The following is a 26476-nucleotide window of genomic DNA, read 5'->3' on the forward strand; positions in this document are numbered from 1 at the left end:
TGAGGAAACCCGTTAATGTGATTAAATGCACGTAAAGGCAATCTAAACAAAGGAGTGTGAGGATGCGACAGCATGTGGTGTGGGGCACTGGGCCAAGCCTGATTGTATTGGGATGGGCCTTCTATTACTGGAGCCACTTTATGTCTCAGGGCGTCAGCGGGTTTACCCAGTTGATGCTGCAATGCGCGTTTTATGCAGGCATGGCCGGGGGGGCGGCCTTAGTGCTGGCTTGTGTATGCGAACTGATACGCCGCTGGCGACAACGTCGGCAAGACAAAAGTATGGGCAGCAAAGGACTGTTTTGGCTGGCGGTGGTTTGTGGCTCCAATGCATTGTGCTTATATGTACTGGCTTTCTTGCCCCATGCGTAGGTAAATGCGTAGGTGAAAGCCGAGTTTATAGACAGGAATAACCACAGTCTATCCCCAGAAATTGTGGATAACCTTACCTCTGTGGGGGATATTACGTGATACAAGCAAGGAGATGGTATCAAAAATACCAAATTGGTTATTTTGTAATCAATTGTTGCGTCAGTAAAAAATGCCACCCATAAAGCATTAAGTAGTGTTTATGCCTGTTTTGTAGCGAAAACTTGCTTGTTTACGTGGCATTTCCCCATTACTATCTAGCCCTAAGATTGATGACCCTCGGGGAACTGTAATGGATTTTGTTGTTGACGTATTAGGCTGGACGAGTGTTGCTTTTTATATCTCTTTAACCGTGTTTAACAGCATGAAAGCGACCCGCTTTGCGGCTTTTGGCTCTGCGGCCAATGATATTATTTGGGCTTTCTTGATGGGTTGGCATGCGAAGGTGATCCTTAACCTGTCAGTGGCAAGCATCAACACCTACCGTTACGCGAAAGACTTCACCACGGTTTCCCATAAGTTGATTATGGCATTGGGGGCGGTGATGGGTGTCGGCATTGCGACTATCCTGTATTTTGCCGTGTCATCGTTCATTGCGGAGCCTACGCTGGCGGTGGCATTCCAGTTTGCTGATTTGGGGGTGATCCTGGCGGCGATTTACATGACCAGCCTGCGTAAATACCGCGTATTGATGCTGATCTCTGGTGTGGTGGGCATGGTTGGTTATTACGGTAACCCGCAGATGATGATCATCAAAGCGATGGTGATCGGCATTATGTCTTATAAGCTAATCACACAGAAAGAAGACGAGCCCGTGGCGGCTGCCGCGTAATACGCACGATACCGATAAAAAAATACCCCATCACGGGTTAACCGTGATGGGGTATTTTTGTTTGAGCACAATGTGGATGGATGGCCAGAGCGGGGGAGGCTGGCCTTCGCTGCTCGCGCTTAAAACTCAGCATCCACGTGGAATGACATCGGCTCGTTTGTGATCGGATGAACCAGCTCCAACGTTTCCGCATGCAAATGCAGACGATCGGCTTTTACGCCGTACAAGTCATCGCCGATAATCGGCATGTTCAGACCCAAGCTGTGGGCACAGTGCACACGCAGTTGGTGAGTACGGCCGGTTTTTGGGTACAAGCGAACTTTGGTGTACTTATCCGTACGACTGAGTACTTCATAGGTGGTTTCTGCCGGTTTACCGTGTTCATAACACACCAGTTGACGAGGACGGTCATGCAAATCACCACGCATCGGCAGGGTGATCATGCCGCTGTCTTGGGCCAGTACACCATCGATCATTGCGGTGTAGCACTTTTTGACGGTGCGTTGAATGAACTGTTTTTGCAGGTTCTTATTGGCACGCTTACTGATAGCGATCACCATTAAGCCTGACGTTGACATGTCCAGACGGTGCACAATCAAAGGGCCTGTCGCATCGGGAAACTGCTGCTTCATGCGCAGGAACACCGAGTCTTCCACCATTTTGCCCGGCACCGATAAAAACTCAGCCGGCTTATTCACTACCGCCATGTCCTCATCTTGGTAGAGGATCTCAATAGTTTTGCCTTCTGCCGGGTTTTGTTGCAACGGGTTTGCATCCACATCCATACCAGAGAGCATGTGGGTCAAGATTGGCTGGCATTTGCCCTGACACGCAGGGTAGAAATTCTTGTGTCGACGAATTTCGGATTTGGGTGAGGTGCCCCACCAAAATTCCGCCATCGCTAATGGGGTGAATCCCCACTTGAACGCATACTGTAACAGTTTTGGCGCGGCACATTCACCGGCAGCGGCAGGTGGAACACCTTGTGTGGTACCTGCGAACAAATCACCCAGATCCTTTTCTTCCCCTGTGATATTGAGGAAGCGGTATTGGGCGAACAATTTTTTCTGCAACGCGGATGATCGGTTTTTACGCGCTTGTTTTAACGAGGCAACATTGGCGGTTAGGGCCTCAAGCTCGGTTTGACTTGATCCAATACGCGCTTCCCATTCCAGCTTCAAATCACGCAATTGCAGCTTTTCGATCACACTTTCATGGCTCAGACGCTGCTTAAGTTCGTGACGATCTTCTGGCGTCATTGACGCGCTGTTTTCACGCAAGGCTTTACGCACTTTACGGGCTTCGACCATTTTTTCACGGTGCGCTTTCAGGGCTTCATCACGGGCATGGATGTCTGCTTTCACGCTTTTCTTGAGCGCGATAACCACAGGGTTCGATGTCAGAGCTTCAACTTGCTGGCTGATGCCATTGATTTCGGCTTGCTCAGTAATGAAGAAGCTGTTTTCGGTGAGCATATCAAACACTGGCGGCACAAAGTGTGGCAGCAAGTTTTGGTCGGCAATTTTGCCTGAGAATGCCGATAAATAGCCGATCTCACCGTGTGGATTACGCACAAGGAGTACCCCAAACATTTTGCCGATCGCGTTGCTGGTATCCCCTTCGACACCAAAATTATGTTGCCAGTCGGTTTGCGAGGCAAGGTGTTGTTGTAACTCGTCGGCCGCCAACAAACACAGTGGGTGAGGCTCGTAATAGAAGGGGAAATTAAAACGCTCAGGTAATGCATAGGCATCAATATTGGCGTTAAACGGGGTAAAACAGTGTTCCGGGGAATGCATAGGCTGATCTATCGTTGCAGGTATGTGCGGCGCAGCAGCTACGTCGCGGCATATACGTCACAAGTTTCGCCACATCGAATGGTATTGATGGGCACATAAACGGGGGATTTTACCCTGACCGTTGGCAGAGATCATTAACTGTGCGAGATAATTTATGTGATGAGGGCGATCATGGTGGGCAATAGAGGATCTCTCTGCTGCTCAAAACGCAGGATGTGCTGTTTATTTGGCGTATATAGGACTGGGGTGGATAAATGTTTTTCTTGCGCCATTATTTTGGCGTAAAGACTAGGTGATGATCGGGCGGGAAAGCGCATGTAAACGCATTGAATGTGCTTGTTAGGTTAAATATTCCGCAAATCACACGTAAGTTAGAATATTTTATTATTTTTTAACAAAATTTGTTTCAGTATCGCCCCTTTTTGTTGTTTTAAAAATGAGTCATATTAAACGCGTTTGGTAATATTTTTGTTGCATAAAGCGTGATGTGTCACTGAATTGGCGTTATTATCTCTTTTGTACAAAAGAATAGCGTTTATTTTGACTAGTTAGTAACCAAGGGGGATTGGATCTCGCGTGCAAAAAATATTAAGGACGAGGCAAGAATTAGAACACTATGTGACGTGCCTTGAGGACGGTTCATGTTGTGCTCAATATCATCATTTATTGCTGAAAAGCGCTTTTCAGCCGATCGTTACCCCAACCGGAGAGCGGTACGCCTATGAAGCGTTAGTACGTATGTATACGCCAGACGGTGAGTTAGTGAACACTGGCGATGTGATCAATCTTTACCAAAATGTCGAATCGCATTTAATTAATATTGATCGTTTAGCGCGGGTTATTCACTTAAGAAACTTTGCCCGTTTTCTGCCGAACTCGAAGTTGTTCATCAATATGACCCCAGTGGCGATTATCGACAGTTTGAGCCCTGCCTTTCAGCAGTCTCTGCTCATTCCCCGTATCCTTGAATTAGGTTTGTCTCCTGATCATATTTTTATCGAGATCCTCGAACATTATTGTGATGACGATATCAACCTAGTTAATGCCATTCGTACCATGCACCAAGGGGGGCTGCAAATTGCGATTGATGATTATGGCACGCATGCCTCGTCGGAGTTTCGTACCCGCGCCGTAAAGCCGGGGTTGATTAAAATTGATCAATCCCTATTGCAACAACACCTTGATGGCAATTCAGTGCCCATTTTTGAGGCGATACAGGTGGCACGTGATATTAATGCTAAGGTTTTGATCGAAGGGGTGGAGAACAAGCGGGCGTTTCAGGCTGCCGTCGCGTTAGGCGCCGATTTACTGCAAGGGTATTACACCGGTCGCCCTGCACTTGTTTGCCCGCAGAAGCCGCTATCCACACGAAGAGCGATGCCCGATGCTCTGTTAACGCCTCTTCCTTAATGAGCTAACCATGACATGGTAGCTCATTTTACGTTTGTGTTTTTGAACACTACTCACTACTTCGCCACGCCACCTTGCGTCAGGTGATAAGGGTTAAGCAATTCGGCTAGCTGCTGGTGGGTCAGGTCTGTTTCTTCTGCGGCCACATCAATAATATTACGGTGTTCGGCATACGCTTTTTTAGCAATATTGGCGGCCTTGGCATAGCCAATAATGGGGTTTAATGCGGTTACCAGTATTGGGTTTCTCGCCAACGCATGCTGTAAGGTGGTTTCTTGTACAGTGAACGTTGCCAGGGCTTTATCACACAGTACGGTCAGGCCATTGGCCAGCAATTCAATGCTCTGCAAAATATTGTGGGCAATTAACGGTAGCATCACATTCAATTGAAAATTACCCGACTGGCCAGCCACAGTAATCGTGGTGTCGTTGCCTATCACCTGTGCTGCGATCATGGCGGTGGACTCCGGGATCACCGGATTGACTTTTCCCGGCATGATGGACGATCCCGGCTGTAATGCCTCCAGCTCAATTTCGCGCAAGCCTGCCAAAGGCCCCGAATTCATCCAACGTAAGTCATTGGAAATTTTCATGAGTGCGACGGCGGTGGTTTTCAATTGGCCAGACAGGGCGACGATGGCATCTTGACTGCTGAGGTTATAGAAAAAATTGTCACTGACGGTAAACGCTACTTCCGTTGAGATGGAGATATTGTTGGCAAAAATGGCGGCAAACTCCGGCGCCGTGTTAATGCCTGTTCCAACGGCCGTTCCTCCCTGTGCCAGTGCTGTCACGGTTTCCAAGGACTGTTCGATCCCCCGCCGCGCTTTCATCAGTTGGGTTTGCCAACCGGCCAATTCTTGCCCAAGGGTGATGGGCATGGCGTCCATCAGGTGCGTGCGGCCAGTTTTAACGGTATCACCTATAGCGGCAATGCGTGTATTGATAACGTCAATCGTATGGTCAATGGCGGGAAAAAGCAGAGTGTGACAGGCCAAGGCGCTGCTCACTTGTATCGCCGTGGGGATCACATCATTGCTGCTTTGTCCTCGATTCACATCATCATTTGCATCGACTTTTGTACCTAATTGGATGCTGGCGAGTGTTGCGATCACTTCATTGGCGTTCATATTGGAGCTGGTGCCAGACCCGGTTTGAAACGTATCTATCGGGAACTGGTCGAGATGATGCCCTTCGATGATGGTTTGGCAACTGTCGATGATGGCGTGGGCGGTAGCATGTTCGAGGAGTCCCAATTCGAGATTACTGCGGGCGGCGGCCTGTTTGATAAATCCCAATGCTTGAATAAACCGCGGAGGCAGGGGAATACCACTGAGCGGGAAGTTGTCGATCGCACGTTGGGTTTGCGCGCGGAATAACGCGTTTTTGGGCACATTGACTGTCCCCATGCTGTCTGTTTCGGTGCGAAATGCAGAGGTCATGGTCTCTCCCTATTGTTTCCCTATTGTCTCCCTATCAGGGAGAAGGGGTGTCTAACACATGCGAATACCTACATCATAGGTGAGGATGTTGGTTGAAAAGGAGAAAGGGGCAAAAAACTGGTGCGATCTCGGTCATTTCTCTGCTGAAATCTACGCAATGGCGCATAGCGACACCGTATCATGGGTTAGAATAAGGCGATTGCGTGATGTAATTCACAACTCATAGTGTACTAATTGCAGATAATACAATGTATGAGTGTTAGGTACGGTGCTGTAAGACCGGTGTGCGTAACACGAGAGCGTCTAACATGGATGCGATTGGGTAAGCGGGAAGCGATTCCCAAGTAAGATCAAAAGGCAGGTGAATATATGATGCAAAAACTAAAATTAATGCCTGTGTTGCTGGTGGCAAGTACGGTGGTGTTTCCTGCATGGGCTGATCCGGTGGAACCGAAGGTGCAGGAATTAACCGTGCCCAAGGCCCTACGTTTATTGCAAAGTCAGGGATATCACGATTTTCGTAAGATCAAAGTCGAGCGTGATGAACATGAAATTGAAATTGAAGCTCGCAATGCCGATGGGCACGAAGTTGAAGTCGAGTTAGATTTGTTCAGCGGCAAAGTGCTGGCGGTCGAACGCGATTAAATCGACGCGACATACTGCATAGGCGTTTGGATAAATAAGCCTCGCGGTATCAACGCGAGGCCTCCTCACTGTGTTAGCGTAGAGCCGCGTGTTTCCCGTAACTCGCCACGTTAATCAACATGACACAGTCTTTTCCTGCAAGCGTGATGCTGCCTGCTACGGTATCGCCATCAACGCGCGCTTCATCAGCGGTTGCACCTGTGCCTGAAACGGCAACTAATGCATTGTGGTAGTGTTGCCCTTCGGGTAGCGGCAGTGTTATTGCGCCGTCACCGCGATTGATGGCCACAATGCCGTGCTCACCTCGGCTAAACAGAATGTAGTCGTCACTCGCAGCCAAAAGTGTCATAGGGTAAGGGTGCATGTGATTATGGAAGGCAATCATGCGCTGCAATTCGGGATTTTTCCAGCTATCCATCCAACGTGGCGTTCCTACTTCATCCTCTATTCCACTGGTATCAAGATCGCTGTATATCAATGGTACACCGCCATCTCGTCCAAGAATATAACAATACGCCAGCCGTTCGTGCTGCTCCGTCATCACCTGGTTGATAAACACCGCATTATTGGGGATATCATGCGTGATCGCAAAGGTAATAGCGCGATCAAATGCCAGTGCCTCACCCACTGAATAGGCATGATCTAAACTGGTCATCGGGGCGTTTTTTTCAAACACATTGAACAGTGAATGAAACAGTGGAAAATCGTAGGCGCCGAGTCGGGTATCTTTCAGATACGGATCCAGATAAAGGGCATACTCGGTTTTACTGACGCCGCCGTCGGTAATAATTTCCCCAAATACATGCATCCCGTCACAGATCGCTGGCGTCCAGACCGCTTGAATGTGTGCCAGCGTTAAATGCTTGGCAGCATCAATTCGAAATCCCTTCACCCCTAACGCTTTCAACGCGCGCAGGTAATCTTGTTGTTTTTTTACTACGTTATCGTGACTACTCAGGGTCGGTAAACCGGGGTCACTTTTCCCGCCACTGAGGCGCCCGTGTTGTACCTCCCACGGATTGTCCCAGTCTTCAATGGGAAACGCAGTGATAAAGTCGTTGTCGGTGAACAGTGGCTGCGAGAGATCGCCAAACAGCGTGAGGTTGTCGTAGTACCCTTTGCGATCTTTGTAATCCTTGAGCACGTCTTTGGACGGATAGGTGAGGTCGGTACGAAAGGCAGATTCATTGGCCATGTGATTGAACACGATGTCGGCGTATACATCGATACCATACGCTTGCAGTGTGTTGATCATATGCGTGAAATCAGCCGTGTTACCGAGCTGATTATCAATGACCCGATAGTCCTGCGGCTGATAGCGTTGCCACCACGGGGTGCCTTCTGGGCGGTGTAGTGACTTCATGGGCGGGGAAACCAGTACTGCTTTAAAGCCGGTTTGATGGATTGCCAACGCGTGTTCCGTGACACGGGTGTAGGGCCAGTCAAAGGCATGAAGAATGACATTGGTGGCTGGTGGCGTCAGTGAGAGAGAAACAGTTGTCATCATGAGATCCTAGCTATGCACTGCGGTCAGTTTACTGACAGATACTCAGGAAGTACTCAGCTTTTTGATGGGGTCGTAGGGCGTAGAAAGAGGGGGGAGGAGATGGCGTAGTGACTCACCCTGAATGCGTAATCTGTCGCGGTAGGGAGGAGATTATCCCCGTTTTTTGTGAAAGCGGTAACTTGCGTGTGAATTTAATATTCTCTTAACAAATGTATGTGTTTGCACCGAGTGTGATCCTTGTCGAGTAATTACTAACCACGCAAAATGGGTATTTTTGTAAAAAATTAACGAAGTTTTAAGGAAATACCATTCTCAAAGAGTATTTGTTTATGGTATATATGTATCCAGTTGCTTACTAACAAGGAGTCACACCATGGCTGGTGTTTTAGGAATGATTTTGGCAGGCGGAGAAGGTTCTCGTCTACGCCCTTTAACGGATTCAAGAACGAAACCCGCGGTGCCATTTGGTGGTAGTTACCGATTAATTGATTTTGCATTGAATAACTTTCTTAATGCAGATTTGATGAAAATTTATGTGCTAACCCAGTTTAAATCGCAATCTCTGTATCTGCACATGAAGAAAGGGTGGACTATTTCCGGCATTTCAGGGCGTTTTATTGACCCTGTTCCGGCACAAATGCGTATGGGTAAGCGTTGGTATGACGGCACCGCCGATGCCATTTATCAGAACCTGCGTTTTGTGGAATTGGAAGAACCTGATCAAGTGTGTATTTTCGGCAGTGACCACATCTACAAAATGGATGTGAAGCAGATGCTGGACTACCACCTAGAGAAAAAAGCGGACCTGACCGTATCAGCACTGCGCATGCCGTTGCATGAAGCGAGCGCCTTTGGGGTGATTGAAGTCGATGAGCAGGGTTGCATGATCGGCTTTGAAGAAAAACCGGCCAATCCGAAATCGATTCCTGGTGAACCGGATTTCGCGCTTGTCTCTATGGGGAACTATATCTTTGAAACGGGCGTGTTGCGTGATGAGTTGGAAGCTGACGCGGTGAATGAAGCGTCCAGCCATGACTTTGGTAAAGACATCATTCCTAAACTGTTCCCACAAGGCAAAGTGTTTGTTTATGACTTCACAACCAATGTGATCCGTGGTGAGAAATCGACCGGTTACTGGCGCGATGTCGGTACGATTGAATCTTACTGGCAGGCTCACATGGATCTTCTGTCGGAAGATGCGCCATTCTCGCTGTATAACCGTCAATGGCAGCTTCACACGTATTACCCGCCGCTTCCGCCTGCGACCATCCTCGATAGCGACACCTGCAAAGTGGATATCAACAATTGTATGATTTCTGCGGGCAGTTATATCCGTGGTGCGACGATACATAAATCGGTGTTGGGCTTTAGAACCAACGTCGAACAGTGTACAACGATCACTGAATCAATCATTTTAGGCGATGTGAAAATTGGGGCGAATTGTTCGATTCGTCGCGCTATCATCGATAAAAATGTGCAGATTGCACCGGGTACCGTTATTGGTGAAAACCTTGAAGCAGATAAGCAAAAATATCATGTTTCAGACGAAGGGATCGTCGTTATTCCAAAAGGAGCGAAAATTGGTTACGAGGAATAAGCCGAACAGTCAGCCACTGCGTATTTTGTTTGTGGCGTCTGAGGTGGATGGTTTTGTGAAAACCGGTGGATTGGCGGATGTTGCCAAATCCCTCCCTGCGGCATTGCATGAGATGGGGCACGATGTGCGCATCGTGATGCCACTGTACCGACAAATTGCACAGCGTGAAGGCGGTGAAAACGTGCTGTCGACGGCATTGCATGTGCCTACACAACCGCAGGCGGTACCGTATCAGGTAAAAACACTCGCAAGCGGTGATATCCCGTTGTATGCCGTGGACGCACCGCAGTATTTCGACCGTTCTGACATTTATGCGGAAAATAACCAAGGTTATGCTGACAACGGTGAGCGTTTTGCCTTTTTCAGTGCCGCCGCATTGGATTTGTGTGAAAAAGTCGGTTTTCAACCGGATGTGGTGCATTGTAATGATTGGCATACTGGCTTGGTGCCGTTCTTACTGCGCACTCGTTATGCCGCAGATGCGTTTTTTGCACAAACGCAAAGTGTGATTACTATTCACAATGCGGTGTTCCAAGGTATTTTCAATTACGACCAGTACAGCTTGATCCCAGAGCTTATCCAGCAGCGTTATGTGCAGATTGAAGCGGATCCCGCTCATATCAGCATGCTGAAGGCCGGTGTGGCGTATGCGGATAAAGTGAATGCCGTCAGCCCGAACTACGCCAAAGAATTGGTGACAGAGTTAGGTGCGCATGGCATGTCGCAAGATTTCCAACAGCGTGCGAATGATCTGTATGGGATTGTGAACGGCTGTGACTATGGTGATTGGAACCCAGAAACGGATCCGTATATCAAGCAAAACTACAAAGCCAACAAAGTTAGCCTAGCCCGTGGTAAAAAAGCGTGTAAGCGTGATTTGCAGCAGCAGGTGAACTTGCCACAAGCTGATGTGCCGCTCTACGGCATGGTATGCCGTCTGACAGAGCAAAAAGGTATTCATTACTTACTGCCGATTTTGCAAGACTTCTTGCTTAATGATGTGCAGGTGGTAATTGTGGGCAGCGGTGATCCAACGTTGGCGGCAGCACTGCGTGAGATCAGCGAAGTGTACTGCGATAAGTTTGCGTTTGTAGAAGCATACAATAACCCGTTGGCACACTGTGTGGAAGCAGGGGCCGATTTCTTCCTGATGCCATCTGAATTTGAGCCATGTGGGCTAAATCAAATCTACAGTTTGGTCTATGGCACATTGCCGATTGTACGCAGTGTGGGTGGCTTGAAAGACACCGTGATTGATTACGATGCAACGCCGCAAGTGGCAACCGGCTTTATGTTTGATGCCCCAACGCCGGAAGCCTTGTTGATTAAACTGCAGCGTAGCTTATTGCTTTACTGCCAGAAGCCACAAGAGTTTAAGCGTTTGCAGCAAAATGCCATGGCATGCCGTTTTGAATGGTCTGAAGCGGCGGAGCAGTATGTACGCATGTACGTAGGCGAAGAACAAACCACGCACGTTGTCGAATCTGACAGTGAGCAAGTCTAATGGTTTGAAGCTGTAAACATCGTCAGTGAATAAAGAATAACGGTGTGCTATCTGAATCAGATTGTGCGCTTATAAAGCTAGGTATGGTGCCATTTAACCCTCAATGCGTCTGTGTTGAGGGTTTTTTATTACCACGCAGTTATGCAAGCAGAAGCAGGGCATGGAAATAGAGGATGCTCAGCGACTGAGCATGTATTGCAAACTACTGGCTTTTTGTGCCATTTGTTGGCTTGCTGCGTTTTGCAATGAGAATATTTGTTTGTAGATCGTATAGTAACGATTGATATTCCCAACGTACGTGATGGGCTCCATGCCGACTTCTTCTTTCACGATCACTTCCACATTGTTGAACCACTTCGTGGGGTCAAAACCGCGTTCCTCTGCGACGCCACGCAGTCGCCGAATGCGATTGGGCCCTGCATTATAACTGGCGAGCGCAAAATAAAGTTGATTAAGTGCATCGGTTTCGTCATCCGCCACATAATGCGAACGGATATAGTCCATGTACTTCACTCCTGCATGAATATTGTTGTCGATACTTCTTCTGATATTCGAAATGTTGATATACGGCTCTGCCGCCGTTTGTGGCAGCACTTGCATGATGCCGACGGCCCCCGCGTGCGAGCGCTTTGATTGATCAAATTGTGATTCTTGAAAGGCTTGCGCCGCAATAATCAGCCAGTTCATGTCATACATCTCTGAGTAATGCATGAATTTAGATTCGAGCTGCTTGAATTTCTTGATGTTGCTTGGGCTAACAACACGTTGAAACCAGGTTTTACTGTTGAGGTAGCGATTGAAAATGATGTTGCCGTTCAGGGTGCCGCGGCGGTTTTTTTCGATGAATGCATCGACAAGGGTGGCCAATTTCGGACTTTGTTGGCGAAAGCACCACCCGATAGCGCCATGTTGACGCACCGGAAATTCATAATGAATTTGCAGATCATTGGTCACTAAATCCCAAAACTCCGCTTTGTGCGAATCCAGCACCGTCATGGGCACTAATCCTTCTTGGATCATTTTGAGTAGCTCGTAGTCTTGCAAGGTTTCTTCCAGAAAATGGACATACATGGGCTCTTTGCCCGTTTCGGTGAGTTGATGATTGATGCGGCGGATACTCTGGTAATAACTCGAACTGGCGCGTACCCAAACGCTTTTTTCGGAGAGTTGATCGATGCTGGTGATGGGATCCATCATCGCGTGAGTGATGAAGAGTTCTTGAATGTCACTGATGATGGGGGAGCTGAAGGTGACTTGTTGTTGGCGTTTAGCCGTGATCGTTAAGTTTGCCGCCGCAATATCCCCCAAGCCGGCGTTCAACGAAGGGATCAAACGGTCTCTGGGAACGGGAATGATTTGAATGCGCAGGTGCTGTTGGGTTTTGGCCAGTACAAATTGCTCAAAGAGAAGCAGCATTTCTGACGTCATGCCCTTGGGTTGGCCGCGGTCAAGGTAGTAAAACCCGAGGTCGGCAGAAACCAGCACGCGGATCACGCCTTTTTCTTCCATGATCGGTAAATCACCGGTGTACGTTTCCGGCGGAACAGGGGCAACTTCAAAGGCGTGACCGAAACCACTCCAAACCATGAAGAATAATATGCAATAGCGCCACATCGTTCGCATAAACCCTACTCATCCGCGTAATGCCATTGAGTATAGGCGATGAGACAAGACGAGACGGTTATTGGGCGTAAAAGGTGTTACGCCCCTGCGCTTTGGCCAAATACAAGTGATTGTCAGCCCGTTCAATCAGTTGGCTGGAACACCGGTCGTCATGCATGGTCGCAATGCCTTGGCTTACGGTAACCCGTGGGCTGATTGTGGAATGCGGATGAGAAAGGTTGGCTTGCGCCAATAGGGATTGAATGCGTATCGCCACTTTTTGTGCACCGTGTAAATCTGTGCCAGGCAGCAAGACAATAAACTCTTCACCGCCGTAGCGCGACACCGTGTCGGTTGGACGTAAAATACTGGATTTTAAGCGATGTGCGACTTGTTTTAAGCAGAAATCACCTTGCACGTGTCCGAGGTTATCGTTGTACAGCTTGAAAAAATCGATATCTATCATGATCACAGAAAGCGGCTTTTTCTCACGTTTGCTCGCGCGAAATTGTTTCTCTAATTCATACTCAAAAAAACGTCGGTTGTTGATGCCGGTGAGTTGATCCAGCGAAACTAGCTTATTTAATTGATTGAGCAAGAGTTGTTTGTCGTGTTCCTTGGTGATGCTGTTAACAAACCAGTAGTAGAGCGTTTTACGGCCGGTATATAACACCAGCAGCGTAATCACAAACTGCTGGCAGGCGAGTGACAGGGAGTGATCAGCGCTCAGATAGGTGATGTAACTGCTGATGGTTAAGACCGGTAAAACGGTGATAAGGGTGGCTCTGGCTGAAGCATAAAAACCCAGCAGGCTCATCATGATCATCAGTTCTGCTAACAGTTCTGCACTTGTCAGCGAATGGCTAACGAGCGAGACATGATAAATCACCGCCGTCCAGGTCAGACTGAAAAGGGCGGTAAAGGCAATAACCAGTGGTTGCCAGTGCGTGAAGGGCAGGTCTTTTTTTCGTGAAAAAAAGACGCCACAGGCACACAACAGGGCATGCCCGCTATAAAGCAGGTAACTACTGGTGCGATAGTGCGTATGTGTTTCAATGTAATTCAGCAGCATAGTGGCCAACATGACCCCCATGATAAGCAGTGAAATACCCGATACCCAGCGCACGCCATAACTTAATCGCAGGTAGGATGCATATTCTAATCGGGCTTTTCGTGTATCAAATTCCATCTGCCTCATCTTCTTTAAAACCGTGCAGCAGGTAGTGTACATGAAGATAAAATTGCAAGGGAAAAATTTGTGTTTTCTTTGATTCTCGTAGAATAAATCGGTTGACTTTAAAGGGGTATAGAACTCACTTTTTTTTAAAAGTGAGAGCGTGTTGGAAACATCGGTCGCAAGGTGTACGGCCTTAGTGAAAGATTGATTTAGATCAATGTTTCCTTTTCCGATTTCTCGCCTAATACCCCGCATCTAGTACCACTATCACTGTTACACCCTATATGTTGTGTTTTTAGTGACAGTGTCATTTTTTAGGAGCGTTGTGTGAACCCTGTTGTGATTAAGCGTGATGGATGCCGTGTCCCATTCAATACTAAGCGTATTAAAGAAGCTGTATTGGGTGCAGCCGAATCGGTAGAAGCGATGAATGACACCTATGCCGAATCTGTGGCAGAGCAAGTGTTATCTCAGTTTGCTGGTCAAGATCAGGTTGAGATCCATGCCATCCAAGACGCCGTTGAAAATCACCTAATGACGGGTCCACACAAAGCGGTTGCGCGTGCGTACATCGAGTACCGCCATGACCGTGACATTCAGCGTGAAAAAGCGAGTGCGCTAAGTGCTGAGATCACGGGCTTGGTTGAGCAGAGCAATGCTGACCTATTGAATGAGAATGCGAACAAAGACAGTAAGGTGATCCCGACTCAGCGCGATCTTCTTGCGGGTATTGTGTCTAAGCACTATGCAAAGCATCACATGTTGCCACGTGACATTGTTCAGGCGCATGAAAGCGGTGAGATCCATTATCACGATCTTGACTACTCGCCGTTTTTCCCAATGTTCAACTGTATGATTGTTGACTTGGAAAACATGCTGACCAATGGTTTCCGCATGGGTAATGCTGAAATTGATACGCCAAAGTCGATTCAAACGGCGACCGCTGTGACGGCACAAATCGTTGCACAGGTGGCAAGCCACACTTACGGCGGTACAACGCTAAACCGTTTGGATGAAGTGTTAGCCCCGTATGTGACCGTTAGCCACCAGAAGCACCTAGCGACAGCAATGGAGTGGGACATCCCTAATCCAGAAGATTACGCGAAGAAGCTGACGGAAAAAGAAGTGTACGATGCCTTCCAGTCACTGGAATATGAAATCAACACACTGTTTTCAAGCAATGGTCAAACGCCGTTCCTGAGTGTGAATTTCGGTTTGGGCACCAGCTGGGAATCGAAGCTGATCCAAAAGTCGATTTTCCAAAACCGCATTAAAGGGTTGGGCAAGAATAAGAAGACGGCTGTTTTCCCTAAACTGCTGTTCTCGATCAAAGATGGCATTAACCATAAGCCTTCTGATCCTAACTACGACATCAAGCAACTGGCTCTTGAATGTGCAACTAAACGCATGTACCCCGATATTCTGAACTACGAAAAAGTGGTTGAGGTAACAGGGTCATTCAAAGCGCCAATGGGTTGCCGTAGCTTCTTGGGCCGTTGGACGGATGAAAATGGTAATGAAGTACACGAAGGCCGTAATAATTTGGGCGTAGTGAGCTTGAACTTGCCGCGTATTGCGATTGAAGCCAAGGGCGATGAAGCGAAGTTCTTCGAGATCTTGGATGAGCGTACTAAGTTGGTTCGTCGTGCACTGGAAACACGTATTGATCGTCTGCGTGGTGTTAAAGCGTGTGTTGCACCGATTCTGTACACAGAAGGTGCGCTGGGTGTGCGCCTTAACCCAAATGATGAAGTGCTTGATATCTTCAAAAATGGTCGTGCTTCTATTTCAATGGGTTACATCGGTATTCACGAAACCATTAATGCACTGTATGCACAAGATGGTGAGCATATCTATGACAGTGAAACCCTTCGCCAGAAAGGTATCGCCATTGTTAAGCGCCTGAAAGATGCGGTTGAACAGTGGAAAGAAGATACCGGTTGGGGGTACAGCCTGTACAGTACGCCGTCAGAAAATCTATGTACGCGTTTCTGCTCGCTGGATACCAAAGCCTTTGGCGTGTTAGAGAATGTGACTGACAAAGGTTACTACACCAACAGCTACCACCTTGATGTAGAAAAGAAAGTGAATCCTTACGATAAGATTGACTTTGAAATGCCATATCCTGAACTGGCAAGCGGTGGTTTCATCTGTTACGGTGAGTTCCCGAACATGCAGCGCAACGTTGAAGCGCTAGAAAATGTGTGGGACTACAGCTATAGCCGAGTGCCTTACTACGGTACCAATACACCGATTGATGAGTGTTACGACTGTGGTTTCACTGGTGAGTTTGACTGTACCAGCAAAGGCTTCACATGTCCGAAATGTGGCAACCATGATCCTAAGAAGGTGTCAGTAACCCGTCGTGTTTGTGGTTACCTTGGTTCACCCGATGCGCGCCCATTTAACTCGGGCAAGCAAGAAGAAGTGATTCGCCGCGTAAAACACATGTAATCACACACTGAGTGAATAGTTATAGAGTGCCGATCTTGATCGGCACTTTTTGTTTTTTGGAGTTAAGTGCATGAATTATCATAACTACTATCAGGTTGATGTGGTGAATGGCCCAGGGACACGCTGCACCTTGTTTGTGTCTGGCTGTGAGCATAATTGCCGAGGCTGCTACAACAAGTCCACCCTGAATCCCACCTCTGGCCATCTGTTCACACAAGCGATGGAAGATCAAATCATCGCAGATTTGAATGATACCCGCATCAAACGCCGTGGCTTGTCGTTGTCAGGCGGTGATCCGCTGCATCCTGCGAACGTATCGACGGTACTGAAGTTAGTGAAACGTGTACGTGAAGAGTGCGAAGGGAAAGATATCTGGCTGTGGTCCGGCTATGAGCTAGCAAACTTAACCGAAGCGCAAAAAGCCGTGGTTGAATGCGTAGATGTGCTAATTGATGGGAAATTTGAGCAAGATTTGCACGATCCAGAGCTACTGTGGCGTGGCAGCAGCAACCAAATTATCCATCAATTCACGTTGTAATCTGCCGCCTTCAATCGACTATTCACCATAGTTATCCACTGTTTCTGTGTATAACTATGGGAGAAATAGGTGAGTTATTTCTCACATTCTTCTGACAAGGCATCCGTTGGCGCCTCGTTAAGCATGCTGAAATAAATAGTTACATATTTATTCCTATTGTAGTGCCGCCTGTTTTTTCGTCTTTTTCCTTATGTTGGGGTTAATTTACATTCCCATCTCAGCGATTCATTGCGATTTTCGTGCAAGAAACATAAATCCCCAATTAACGACAAAAAAAATTTATCGTTAAAATATGGTTTTTTAATGAACAAGTAAAAACCGACACTCTGGTTATGATTCGTTACCTGCCAAATAAAAATCAGGGTGTTGATGTAGTATGAATTTGTTATGATTAGCCAGCTATCGTGTTCTGCGATGGATAGATTCACAGAAGGTAAGAGATAAACTTGGCGCTCAATCCAAAATAATCCGGTGCATTTCACGGTGCATTCCGTATATCTGTAATCTGATAGCTTGAATTAATTAGAATAGAATCATACGTCTAATTCTTGACGCTATGTGATTGTTATTCTTTGACGTTTTAATTGAGTAACAATATGAAATATATTGCATTAAATATAAATGAATGATGAATAACTATTTATATTTCTGTGGATGCAGTGGTGCTCTTGCATGACGTCAAGCGTATTATTTGGTTGGAAGTAAGCTTTGAATTCTATTAAGCCGTTATTGAAAAAGTTGATACCTGTTCGCGCGGGATACCACATGTATCTGCGTGATATATCCGCTATTGCTATTTTGTTGTTGCCACTGACGTTGGCGAATGCGCTGGCTGTGCTGTTAGGGCATGGTTTCCGCTATGGCGAGTTTTCAGACATCGCGAGCATGTTCTTCCGTTTGTCGGATATGTTGATTAATATTTACCCACTCTCGTTGTGCGTGGTGACAAGTTATTATCTCTCCCATAAAACGAACGTGAACAGCGCCATTTTCATCATTTACTCGGTGGCGTTGCTATATGTTTTCTCTATCGCTAATGGAAGTCTATCTGTCGAGTATCACTTGCCGAATAATCCATTGGTAGCGATGTTGAGTGCTTTTCTCACGTTGGCTTATTGTACGCGGATCAATTTGCAAACATTAGAACCGCAGGCGGTGAACTTCGCACCGACGTTATTCAAACACGTCATCCACTTCTTTATGTTTAGTGCATTGGCTCTTGCATTATCCACATTGAGTTTGCAGTTGGTGCAGGTTATTTCAGCGCAAATAAAAGCGGTACAACCGGATCCTCTGACATTCAGTGGCGGCCTGATGTATCAGAGCATCCTGGGCCTATTAGGGGCGATTGGCATTAACGGCCACAACCTGTTGTTTTCCGTTAAGCAAATGCTGTATGCCGTCACACAAGATAACTTGGCCGCATGGCATGCTGGTGAAGCGTCACTGAATGTGATCAGCCAAGGGTTCTATGATGCCTTCTTGTCGATGGGCGGATCGGGTAACAGTATCAGTTTGCTGTTGTGTATTTTGCTGTTTTCTAAAGAACGTAATCACATCATGCTGGCCATTGCGGCGATACCCATGGTGATGTTTAACATCAATGAAGTCTTGCTGTTTGGTTTACCGATCATTTTTAACCCGATTTTGATTGTCCCTTTTGTATTGGTGCCGCTTGTTAGCTTCGTGATCGCCTATTTGTCGATGTCTTATGGCCTAGTGAGTCCGGTCACAACCATTGTTGACTGGATGACCCCACCGCTCTTGAGTGGATACATCGCGATGGATAACAGCGTTGAAGGCACGTTGCTGCAATTGGTGATCATTGTGGTAGGTATCTTCATTTACCGTCCGTTCTATCTGGCGTTTGCCGGGCAGGGGTTATCATCCATTAAATCGGTGGCCCAGTTCTCAAGCGTTGAGCGTATGACGTTCAGAAACTTGCTGAGCAGCATTCGTGCTTCGGCCGAATCGAGCATCAGTAAGGCGACAGCACAACAACGTATGGTCAGTATGTTGCGTGAAGGGGACTTGGTGATGCACTACCAATTGCTGCATAACTTGGCGGCACCTCACAAGGTGGAATTTGAGGCCTTGCTGCGTTATCGCGATCCGAGCGGCAAAGTGTATTTCCCAACGTTTATTCAGGATTTCCAATTGTTGGATGCGATGCCGATTTTGGATAAAGCGGTCTTGGAACAAGTGCTGACAGACATGCAAAACATGCCATTGGAACACGTCCGTCGTGTGGCGATTAACATGTCGGTGGCGTCCATTTCTGAAGCGGATTTTGTCTTGCATTTGAAATCACGGTTGGCACATTACAATATTGCCCCAACGTCGCTAGCAATTGAAATCACTGAAGAGGCGATTTTGAGTGACAGTGTGCATTTGCGCAAAACCATGGAAGAGCTGCAAGCCATCGGTACCATGGTGGTGATGGATGACTTTGGTGCGGGTTACGCGTCTTTCCCGCATTTATTGAAGTATCCGTTTGATAAGATCAAACTTGATCGCTCATTGCTGGTCGATGCCACGACGCAAAAAGGCAAAGATTTGTATCACCTTGTGGCGCAGATTGGCCAGATTGCCCACTGTACCGTGGTCGCGGAAGGGGTGGAAGACGAGCATGAAATGGCCTTTGTGGCAAAATGCGGTGTGGATGTGATTCAGGGATACCATATTGCACGTCCACAGCCTTTAGCTGATGCCATGGCGTTAATTAAGGGAAAATATCTTAAAAATGAAACAATTGCACAGTCTGCGTAGGCATTGTAAGTTAATGTAGTGTGATAAGGTGACATGAGGTAGCCTGTATTGCTAGTAGGTATACAGGTTGCCTTGAATGGGTGTTATAGGGAATATAAAATGTTCAGGATGAAAGTGTGTGACTCAGCTGTTATCTAGGTTGTCGACGAACCCATATATTGTGGCGATCAGTAATGTGTTTATTATGGCATTACCGATCTCACTATTAGCTGCATTTTTTAACTTGCTGGCGATTTTTTTTGCCAGCGTTGGGTATGACACACTCAGTCTGACCTTAGGGTATGCGGGCAACATGACGGCGCACATGTTCCCTGTGCTACTGAATATTTATCTCGCGACGTATTATGCGAATCAGCGGCGACTGCCCAAGGCCGCGGCGATATCGTGCTCTTTGGTGGCCTTCTTTATTATCTCCCAGCAGTGGGGATTGATCGCTACGGAGATCATGCTGCCGAATAACTTTGCCTTATCTTTAGCCTCTGCTTTTGTTGTCTGCACCATCATTCATCATTTCAAGAAAGTCCGTTTACTCAATCTTTCGAGTTACAACAATGTCATCGACACATCAGCCAACATGTTGGTGGCGTGTATGATGGCGTTGGGTGCATTATTGGTTTTCTGTTACTTCATCGAGTTGTTTTTTAGTCAGTACATTTCACCGTATTTAACCCTCCCAGAGCTGGATCCAACCTCGTTTTATGATGGGTTGCTGTATGAGTTAATTCGTGGGCTATTTTGGAGTGTGGGCGTAAATGGCCATAATGTGCTGCACATGTTCAAAACCGAGTTGTATGAACTAAGCATGGCTAATATGGCGGATTGGCGTAATTTTGGCACCGATCTCAATATTATCAGTACGAACTTTTATGATTTCTTTACTGGGATCGGGGGAAGCGGCAATACGTTTTCGTTGGTGTTGTGTATGCTCTTTTTTGCCAAAAGTAAGGGGTATCAGATCTTAGCGCGAACGGTGCTGATTTTGACCATCTTCAATATTAACGAGCCCGTGCTGTTTGGTGTGCCCATTATTTTCAACCCGATCATGATTTTGCCATTTTTAGCCGTGCCCTTGGTGAGCTTTACCCTCGCGTATGCGGCGATGGCGTACGGTATCATTCCGCCATTGAGCGAAGTGCACAGCTGGATCACGCCACCGATCATCAGTGGCTACATGGGATCCGGCGGATCGTATGCCGTGGCTGGTTTTCAAGTCTTTCTGATTGGGGTCGGGATGCTGATGTATTACCCCTTCTTCAAAATGATGGATCAGCGCTCTGCGGGTATTGATTTGACGGACATGTTCAAAAACCGTTTCTTTACCAGTCATGAAATTGAAGTGCGGACTAAACTCACCAGTTTTATTCCTTCTATGCAAAGTAATTTCGATGCACAAAAGGAAGTGGAAGCCCTGCAAAGTAATGGATCGTTTTTACTCTACTACCAGCCTCAGATGGACATTATCACGGGGAAGGTGGTGGCTTTAGAGGCGTTAGTGCGCCATCAAAGCCATGATGGAAAAATTTCACCCCCGACGTTCTTACCATCATTTAACCAGCTTGGGCTCATGCCAGATTTAGACTTTTGGGTGTTGGAACATGCCATTGCTGATGCGGAATTGCTTTCGTTAGCGCCTGATTTTTGTTTGTCGATTAACGTATCGTCAGAGACGGTATTAACCAAAGGGTTTGTGAAATCCTTAAAGCGGGTAATTGATAACAGCGCGTTTGATTACTCACAAATTGAAATTGAAATCACGGAAGATTTGTTGATTGAAGAAGAGCAGCGTACGGCTTCAATCATCAATGAAATTAAACAACTCGGCGTGTCTGTTGCTTTGGATGATTTTGGCACGGGTTACTCTTCGTTGGCGTATTTGTCCCGTTTTGATTTCGACAAGATAAAAATTGATCGCTCTTTGGTGACTGCGCTGGATACCGAACGGGGTAAAAGCCTGTTTGAAGTGGTGGTGCAATTGGGGCAAATTACCCAATCTAAAATTGTGGTGGAAGGGGTGGAAACAGGGGCAGAATTGGCGTTTGTACATAGTCGTGGAATACGCTACGTACAGGGTTATTATTTTTACCGTCCGATGTCGGTGGCGCAGTTAGTAAATGCAGAGATAGTGTGTGAGAGCCAGAATGTCCTTTCATCTGACGCTGATCTAAGGTAAATTCGCCCCCCTAAAATCGTGCTGTTGGAGGCGTTATGTCACGCACTATTATTTATACGTATAAAACAGAAGAGAAGACGCTGTCGTTTTCCTATTCTCAATATCGTTCTATTCACGAAGCCGTGGCGGCAGCCGAAGGGATTGATCTGACCCAGTACCTGAAAATGGAACAGCAGGTCGAGATGGTATCATCTGGCAGCAAAGCCGTTCGTGATTACCGCGATAGCCATTTCCGTAAGCTGGGTTTTGGTAAAATTACCCTGGCACAGAAGGTTAACCGCGGCGTCGGCGAGAAGTAAGCCTAGGCGCTCTTACCCATACGCTCAGATGAAAAAATACGAAACCCTGTCACACTGTGGCAGGGTTTTTTATTGTTAGTGCTTTATTGTCAGTGATTTTTGTCAATGGTTTGTCGACGTGGCATTGTGTGGCTCGCAAGCAGCCTTCATCATGGCTAATCCACTTTGAAAACAGGCGCGCCATGCTGTTTCGATATCATCATTAAACAGGGGATCACTGATCGCCACAGTTTCCAATAAGCTATCTAGCCAGAGGTCAAAGTCGATGGGGGAGACGTTCAGGCCACCTCGCCCGTGCCGTTCTGCATAGGTGTTGAATAATTCACGGCTTTCTTTTGAGGACGTGGAGAGCATCAAGAGCACAATAGAGAGCTTGAGCATCTTTATTTGTTTGTCCATGTCTGTATTAGCAAACATGCGGCGGAACTTCTCGTCTTTCTGCCAGAAAAAATCATAAAACGTATAAAAGAACTGTTTGTCTTTTGTGCAGCGTTGATAGCTATCATTAAACACTTGCTGTGTATCCATACGGCAACTTTCCTTTCTATCCCTTCATTGGTTTTTTATTGTTTTCTTGGTGCCTGCTGTTTGATGATTGTAGCGTGATCGCGAGTGATCATTGATGCATTAAGTATGGAGTGAGACGAGAAGCATGCAATGGAAATCGTACGAATGAAGGGAAGCGCGTGAGGAAGTTGTGATAGGTATCCCCCAGCAGCGCACTGCTGAGGGATTGTCCATGCCCGACTGTTTTACACAGGACGAATACGGCGGTGGAACATGTTGCTGATGGCCTCAAGGCTGCACAAGATAAGCCCGAGCCAGATAAAGCCGAAACTGATGGCTTTCACATCATCAAAGACTTCACCAAACAAGAAAACGGCCAATAAGAATTGCAGCGTGGGTTCAATATATTGCATTAAACCGACCATGGTGAGACTGGTACGGCTGATGGCTAAGGCAAAGAAAATCAACGGTGCCAGTGTAATAGGGGCAGAGCCGATATACAGCAGTAAGGTAGAGGTGTCCCCAGCCAACGCTGTGCTGGTGCCAGCAAAGCCCGTCATGAGCACGTAGACCAAGGCAATTGGCGCCAACAGAGCGGCTTCCAGCGTGACAGACGTTAACGCATCATATTTGATGAATTTCTTACACAAGCCATAGAGCGCGAAAAAACTGCCCATGATCAGGGAAATCCATGGCAGTTCGCCATAACTCCATACCTGATAAGCGATCCCCATCGTGGCAAGAACCACAGCGGCTTTTTGCGCGGCAGATAATTTCTCTTTTAGAAAAAGCACGCCCAGTGCGATAGCAAACAGTGGATTAATGAAAAAGCCCAGGCTGGCCGCGAGCACTTGATCATGCGTCATCGCCCAAGTAAAGGCATACCAAGACACGCACATGATCAATCCGGCCAACGCCGTCATGATCAACGAACGTTTGTCTTGCCAGACCGTTGCAAAACTCGGCATTGGACGGCGGAGGATCACCATGACGGCAAACATAAACGGCACTGAAAAGATAATACGTAATGCTAATAAGTCATTGATATTAGCTTGGGGCAAAAATTGGTAATAAAGCGGTAAAATACCCCAAAGCATAAAAGAGAACGCGGCCAGAGCATTGCCGACACGGTGCGTTTGCATAGATGAAAACCTAACAAAAGAGAGGAAGAATTAGGCAGTATTTTGTCATGAATATTTCGCGGCAAGAACAGAAATCTATGCTTTATCCATAACATTTTTGTGGCTTATTTGTTGCGCTTATTATTTTTTCATTGCGATGATGGTGTGAACCAACCAAAGACGTTTTTTTCCTGTTAAATTGGCCGAATACTCTTGCTTTTTCTTCCAAGATATAATGTAAAACGGGGCGAGGAGTTGCTCTAATTCGGCTTGGCTATGCGTTAGGATGGGCAGGCTCTCTTGTGGCTCGAGTGTTTCAGAACCCAAGAAATGGCCGCAAAAAATCCCGTTGATTTGTAAGCTGTGCTCGATGCGAGCCCAGAGCGTTTTAAAATCTTGCGGCGTGCAAAAAAACAGGCAAGCACTGGCATTGATCAGGTGTGCTTTGGGGAATTGATATTCTGCAAAACTGCTGATTTGAATATCGAGATTCGGATTTGCACCCAGCAGGGGATGCTCTGAGAGTAGATTGAGGCGGGGGACGTCATTATCGAAGGCAAATACCCGGTAGCCTTGTTCCAGTAAGTACAGGGTATCCCGTCCGGTACCACAGGCGCAGTCGACGGCGACGCGGTGTGCCAGATCCTCACCTAAAAAGGCATGAGCCTCCACTAAATGTGAACGGGGTGTCAGCACAGGTTGGTTATTAAAGTGCGTTAGCCAATCGGCGGTTGCCATAGACACCTCTTAGTGGATGAGAACGTGGCGGATGAAACAGCTCGGATAAAAGCGACGAAGGTCCAAAACCGTTTGGCAGACCGTGAGCCAGCGATAACAAATCAAGTATAGCGAATGGATTTTCATTAAAACGTCATTCTCTCAGGGAAGTATAATTAGCATAGGTATACCTGATGTAAACTCTGGTATTATAGGCGTACATCAAGCCGTTGATGTCATATATAAAAGACAAGAGAGAATAGAATGACTAAGTTAACCACAGATATTAAAGCGAACTGTGATCTGTTTGTTGCAGAGACAAAAGAAACCCTACAGGTTTGGGGCCTTTGTAATGAAGAGGGTGACTGGCTTTCTGTTGACTCAAGTGAGTTTGAAGCATCAGAAGTGATGCCATTCTGGTCAAACCAAGCAGATGCTGCATTGCATTGTGTGGATGAGTGGGCAGAATTTGTTTCTGTGATGATCCCATTGGATGTGTTTGTTGAAGATTGGATGATCACACTATCTGAAGATGGTGTATTGGTTGGTCTTAACTGGACGGCTGAACTACTAGGTTCAGAGCAAGAGCCATCTGACGTGGCGAAACTGTACCTGTAATTTTCCGGTTTAGTGCTGCAGAGAAAGGCTACGAGGCATAACGCCCGTAGCCTTTCTTGCTTTAACCCCATGCATATTTTGTGATTCTCTCTTCTCTCTTCTCTCTTCTCTCTTCTCTTTTCCCTTTCAATTATATTTCCAGCCCAGCCCAGCCCAGCCCAGCCCAGCTTTGCTTTTCTTCTTCCCTCTTGGTGTCAGTTTCTGTGTTCCGCCTTTTTTGCATCATGCTATCTGCTGTGGTTTGCCATTTTGCCCCTCCGGCATGCTCAGCTGTATGGCAGAGCGATCAGCTATACTTTTGCTAGAACGACGCTGTCGAGCGCGATCGCTAAGTGAGATAACTAAGTGAGATAGCTATGCGAAATGACCACGCGGAATAGCCACGCAGAAGAGCCAAGCGAAATAACGGGAGGTGACGTATGGTGCTGTCAGAATGTCGCCAGCTAATGGCGGATCAAACCATCGTAGAAGCGAAGTTGGTACACGATTTTCTTAGCGCAGGTTGGAGTGTGCATTTTATGGATCATGAAGGTAATGATTACCCCCTTACCGATACCTATGGCATCCCCTGTAGCTACGATTCATTGAAACAAGCGCAAGATATGGTGCAACAAGTGGGTGAGTGCCCAGTCACCATTGATAGTCTCTTTCGTTTTGCGGAACGATAAGCGGAATTGACCGTCAAGGCGTCCTGTATCTGAAACGCTGACAGTGGTCGGAGTTGAATTAAAAAGTACGATCGTGCTAAAACAGTGCTAGATGAAAGAATATCGATCCAAGATGAGCGATCACCCAAAGGTGCAATGAATAAAAAACAGCATACCCGCGAGCACATTTTAACCACGGCCTTTGCCCTTGCAAGCCGCGATGGGCTCGACAGTTTAACCATTGGTGAATTGGCGAAAGCTGCAGGGTTGTCCAAGAGTGGGGTGTTTGCCCATGTACATTCTAAGGACAACCTACAACTTGCCGTGTTGGAATTTGCCGGTCAGGCCTTTGTGGCGCGAGTGATCCAGCCGACCCGACAGATTGAACACGCAAGTATTGAAGCGAAATTGCGTCAGTTATTGTCACTATGGCTTGCATGGAATCGCTCGTTTCAGGGCAGTTGCATGTTTCTTGATGCGTGGAAAGACGGCGCACAAAGTGATGATCCAATTCAGCAAGGACTGGCTAATTTGACACATCGATGGTTGACGTATCTTCATCGCCAAATTGAAAAGGCCAAAGCGTCTGGGGAGTTCTCGGCGCAATTAGATAGTTGGCAGTGTGTCTACCAGTTGTACGGTGTGTATTTAAGCAGCCATTTGTTTCGTTCACTGGCGCTTGAAACGGAAGATCACCAGCGGTTTTGGCACGGTATTGATGACCTATTAAGGCAATGGCGATCGTAAGATCGC

General features: G+C 47.0%; 22 protein-coding genes. 14 read left to right on the plus strand and 8 right to left on the minus strand.

All coding sequences use genetic code 11. The annotated features are described in order from the left end of the window. Nucleotides 1-62: 62 nt before the first annotated feature. Both ACSF8W_RS07120 and ACSF8W_RS07125 read left to right on the plus strand, forming a co-directional pair. A complete protein-coding gene (locus tag ACSF8W_RS07120; protein ID WP_500846258.1) occupies nt 63-371 on the plus strand; it encodes a hypothetical protein in 309 nt (102 codons plus the stop codon). Nucleotides 372-660: 289 nt separating this feature from the next. Beyond that, entirely contained in the window at nt 661-1200 is a 540-nt protein-coding gene (locus tag ACSF8W_RS07125; protein ID WP_500846259.1) for a hypothetical protein, read from the plus strand. Nucleotides 1201-1319: 119 nt separating this feature from the next. On the opposite strand, the gene ACSF8W_RS07130 is transcribed toward ACSF8W_RS07125, so the two are convergent. Next, nucleotides 1320-2999 (minus strand): RluA family pseudouridine synthase, encoded by a 1680-nt coding sequence (locus ACSF8W_RS07130; RefSeq protein ID WP_500846261.1) that lies wholly within the window; start codon nt 2997-2999, stop codon nt 1320-1322. 618 nt (nt 3000-3617) lie between these two features. On the opposite strand from ACSF8W_RS07130, the gene ACSF8W_RS07135 reads away from it, so the two are divergent. Beyond that, the gene (locus ACSF8W_RS07135; protein ID WP_500846262.1) at nt 3618-4409 is read left to right on the plus strand and encodes an EAL domain-containing protein; all 792 of its coding nucleotides are present in this window, start codon (nt 3618-3620) and stop codon (nt 4407-4409) included. 56 nt (nt 4410-4465) lie between these two features. Here the strand turns inward: ACSF8W_RS07135 and ACSF8W_RS07140 are convergent, their stop codons facing one another. Beyond that, nucleotides 4466-5851, minus strand: coding sequence for a class II fumarate hydratase (locus ACSF8W_RS07140; protein ID WP_500846264.1), 1386 nt, complete (start codon nt 5849-5851; stop codon nt 4466-4468). A 369-nt stretch (nt 5852-6220) separates the two neighbouring features. Here ACSF8W_RS07140 and ACSF8W_RS07145 point away from each other — a divergent pair, with 369 nt between their 5' ends. Beyond that, nucleotides 6221-6496, plus strand: a complete 276-nt coding sequence (locus ACSF8W_RS07145; RefSeq protein WP_500846266.1) for a PepSY domain-containing protein — start codon at nt 6221-6223, stop codon at nt 6494-6496. 73 nt (nt 6497-6569) lie between these two features. On the opposite strand, the gene ACSF8W_RS07150 is transcribed toward ACSF8W_RS07145, so the two are convergent. Next, complete coding sequence (locus ACSF8W_RS07150; protein ID WP_500846267.1) at nt 6570-8003, minus strand: alpha-amylase family glycosyl hydrolase; 1434 nt, start codon at nt 8001-8003, stop codon at nt 6570-6572. Nucleotides 8004-8376: 373 nt separating this feature from the next. Between ACSF8W_RS07150 and glgC the strand changes: the two genes are divergently transcribed. Both glgC and glgA read left to right on the plus strand, forming a co-directional pair. Beyond that, nucleotides 8377-9600 (plus strand): glucose-1-phosphate adenylyltransferase, encoded by a 1224-nt coding sequence (glgC, locus tag ACSF8W_RS07155; protein WP_500846269.1) that lies wholly within the window; start codon nt 8377-8379, stop codon nt 9598-9600. Beyond that, complete coding sequence (gene glgA, locus ACSF8W_RS07160) at nt 9539-11104, plus strand: glycogen synthase GlgA (RefSeq protein WP_500846271.1); 1566 nt, start codon at nt 9539-9541, stop codon at nt 11102-11104. The genes glgC and glgA overlap by 62 nt, the downstream gene beginning before the upstream one ends. A 177-nt stretch (nt 11105-11281) precedes the next feature. Here glgA and ACSF8W_RS07165 read toward each other — a convergent pair whose 3' ends face one another. Continuing rightward, a complete protein-coding gene (locus tag ACSF8W_RS07165; protein ID WP_500846272.1) occupies nt 11282-12727 on the minus strand; it encodes an MltF family protein in 1446 nt (481 codons plus the stop codon). Nucleotides 12728-12785: 58 nt separating this feature from the next. After that, nucleotides 12786-13895 (minus strand): GGDEF domain-containing protein, encoded by a 1110-nt coding sequence (locus ACSF8W_RS07170; RefSeq protein WP_500846273.1) that lies wholly within the window; start codon nt 13893-13895, stop codon nt 12786-12788. Nucleotides 13896-14210: 315 nt separating this feature from the next. On the opposite strand from ACSF8W_RS07170, the gene nrdD reads away from it, so the two are divergent. From nrdD to ACSF8W_RS07195, 5 genes are all read left to right on the plus strand, one after another. Continuing rightward, nucleotides 14211-16337 (plus strand): anaerobic ribonucleoside-triphosphate reductase, encoded by a 2127-nt coding sequence (nrdD, locus tag ACSF8W_RS07175; RefSeq protein WP_500846274.1) that lies wholly within the window; start codon nt 14211-14213, stop codon nt 16335-16337. A gap of 70 nt (nt 16338-16407) precedes the next feature. Then, the gene (nrdG, locus tag ACSF8W_RS07180) at nt 16408-16875 is read left to right on the plus strand and encodes an anaerobic ribonucleoside-triphosphate reductase-activating protein (protein ID WP_500846276.1); all 468 of its coding nucleotides are present in this window, start codon (nt 16408-16410) and stop codon (nt 16873-16875) included. Between the two features lie 765 nt (nt 16876-17640). Further along, nucleotides 17641-19644, plus strand: coding sequence for an EAL domain-containing protein (locus ACSF8W_RS07185; RefSeq protein WP_500846277.1), 2004 nt, complete (start codon nt 17641-17643; stop codon nt 19642-19644). A 184-nt stretch (nt 19645-19828) separates the two neighbouring features. Beyond that, a complete protein-coding gene (locus tag ACSF8W_RS07190) occupies nt 19829-21814 on the plus strand; it encodes an EAL domain-containing protein (protein WP_500846279.1) in 1986 nt (661 codons plus the stop codon). A gap of 35 nt (nt 21815-21849) precedes the next feature. Further along, nucleotides 21850-22113, plus strand: coding sequence for a DUF2960 domain-containing protein (locus ACSF8W_RS07195; protein WP_500846281.1), 264 nt, complete (start codon nt 21850-21852; stop codon nt 22111-22113). Nucleotides 22114-22215: 102 nt separating this feature from the next. On the opposite strand, the gene ACSF8W_RS07200 is transcribed toward ACSF8W_RS07195, so the two are convergent. From ACSF8W_RS07200 to ACSF8W_RS07210, 3 genes are all read right to left on the minus strand, one after another. Continuing rightward, entirely contained in the window at nt 22216-22641 is a 426-nt protein-coding gene (locus tag ACSF8W_RS07200) for a globin family protein (protein WP_500846283.1), read from the minus strand. A gap of 224 nt (nt 22642-22865) precedes the next feature. After that, nucleotides 22866-23762 carry an EamA family transporter RarD gene (gene rarD / locus ACSF8W_RS07205; RefSeq protein ID WP_500846284.1) on the minus strand — a complete coding sequence of 299 codons (897 nt, stop codon included), beginning with the start codon at nt 23760-23762 and terminating at the stop codon, nt 22866-22868. Nucleotides 23763-23882: 120 nt separating this feature from the next. Continuing rightward, nucleotides 23883-24479 (minus strand): class I SAM-dependent methyltransferase, encoded by a 597-nt coding sequence (locus ACSF8W_RS07210; protein ID WP_500846286.1) that lies wholly within the window; start codon nt 24477-24479, stop codon nt 23883-23885. A gap of 243 nt (nt 24480-24722) precedes the next feature. Between ACSF8W_RS07210 and ACSF8W_RS07215 the strand changes: the two genes are divergently transcribed. The 3 genes from ACSF8W_RS07215 to ACSF8W_RS07225 all read left to right on the plus strand — a co-directional run bounded on the left by ACSF8W_RS07215 (nt 24723) and on the right by ACSF8W_RS07225 (nt 26470). Beyond that, nucleotides 24723-25076: a DUF2750 domain-containing protein gene (locus tag ACSF8W_RS07215; protein WP_500846287.1), complete on the plus strand. Its 354-nt coding sequence runs from the start codon at nt 24723-24725 to the stop codon at nt 25074-25076. A gap of 419 nt (nt 25077-25495) precedes the next feature. Next, nucleotides 25496-25744, plus strand: a complete 249-nt coding sequence (locus tag ACSF8W_RS07220) for a hypothetical protein (RefSeq protein WP_500846288.1) — start codon at nt 25496-25498, stop codon at nt 25742-25744. A gap of 135 nt (nt 25745-25879) precedes the next feature. Next, nucleotides 25880-26470, plus strand: coding sequence for a TetR/AcrR family transcriptional regulator (locus ACSF8W_RS07225; protein ID WP_500846290.1), 591 nt, complete (start codon nt 25880-25882; stop codon nt 26468-26470). Nucleotides 26471-26476 lie beyond the last annotated feature (6 nt).

The organism is Photobacterium sp. 270122K (assembly GCF_059941365.1).

Coding starts and splice junctions, on each gene's coding strand:
- ACSF8W_RS07220 (WP_500846288.1), top strand. CDS start 25,496: ATGGTGCTGTCAGAATGTCGCCAGCTAATGGCGGATCAAACCATCGTA.
- ACSF8W_RS07125 (WP_500846259.1), top strand. CDS start 661: ATGGATTTTGTTGTTGACGTATTAGGCTGGACGAGTGTTGCTTTTTAT.
- ACSF8W_RS07195 (WP_500846281.1), top strand. CDS start 21,850: ATGTCACGCACTATTATTTATACGTATAAAACAGAAGAGAAGACGCTG.
- rarD (WP_500846284.1), bottom strand. CDS start 23,762: ATGCAAACGCACCGTGTCGGCAATGCTCTGGCCGCGTTCTCTTTTATG.
- ACSF8W_RS07150 (WP_500846267.1), bottom strand. CDS start 8,003: ATGATGACAACTGTTTCTCTCTCACTGACGCCACCAGCCACCAATGTC.
- glgA (WP_500846271.1), top strand. CDS start 9,539: ATGTTTCAGACGAAGGGATCGTCGTTATTCCAAAAGGAGCGAAAATTG.
- nrdG (WP_500846276.1), top strand. CDS start 16,408: ATGAATTATCATAACTACTATCAGGTTGATGTGGTGAATGGCCCAGGG.
- ACSF8W_RS07130 (WP_500846261.1), bottom strand. CDS start 2,999: ATGCATTCCCCGGAACACTGTTTTACCCCGTTTAACGCCAATATTGAT.
- ACSF8W_RS07165 (WP_500846272.1), bottom strand. CDS start 12,727: ATGCGAACGATGTGGCGCTATTGCATATTATTCTTCATGGTTTGGAGT.
- ACSF8W_RS07120 (WP_500846258.1), top strand. CDS start 63: ATGCGACAGCATGTGGTGTGGGGCACTGGGCCAAGCCTGATTGTATTG.
- ACSF8W_RS07200 (WP_500846283.1), bottom strand. CDS start 22,641: ATGGATACACAGCAAGTGTTTAATGATAGCTATCAACGCTGCACAAAA.
- ACSF8W_RS07140 (WP_500846264.1), bottom strand. CDS start 5,851: ATGACCTCTGCATTTCGCACCGAAACAGACAGCATGGGGACAGTCAAT.
- ACSF8W_RS07170 (WP_500846273.1), bottom strand. CDS start 13,895: ATGGAATTTGATACACGAAAAGCCCGATTAGAATATGCATCCTACCTG.
- ACSF8W_RS07185 (WP_500846277.1), top strand. CDS start 17,641: ATGTATCTGCGTGATATATCCGCTATTGCTATTTTGTTGTTGCCACTG.
- glgC (WP_500846269.1), top strand. CDS start 8,377: ATGGCTGGTGTTTTAGGAATGATTTTGGCAGGCGGAGAAGGTTCTCGT.
- ACSF8W_RS07225 (WP_500846290.1), top strand. CDS start 25,880: ATGAATAAAAAACAGCATACCCGCGAGCACATTTTAACCACGGCCTTT.
- ACSF8W_RS07190 (WP_500846279.1), top strand. CDS start 19,829: ATGGCATTACCGATCTCACTATTAGCTGCATTTTTTAACTTGCTGGCG.
- ACSF8W_RS07145 (WP_500846266.1), top strand. CDS start 6,221: ATGATGCAAAAACTAAAATTAATGCCTGTGTTGCTGGTGGCAAGTACG.
- ACSF8W_RS07215 (WP_500846287.1), top strand. CDS start 24,723: ATGACTAAGTTAACCACAGATATTAAAGCGAACTGTGATCTGTTTGTT.
- ACSF8W_RS07210 (WP_500846286.1), bottom strand. CDS start 24,479: ATGGCAACCGCCGATTGGCTAACGCACTTTAATAACCAACCTGTGCTG.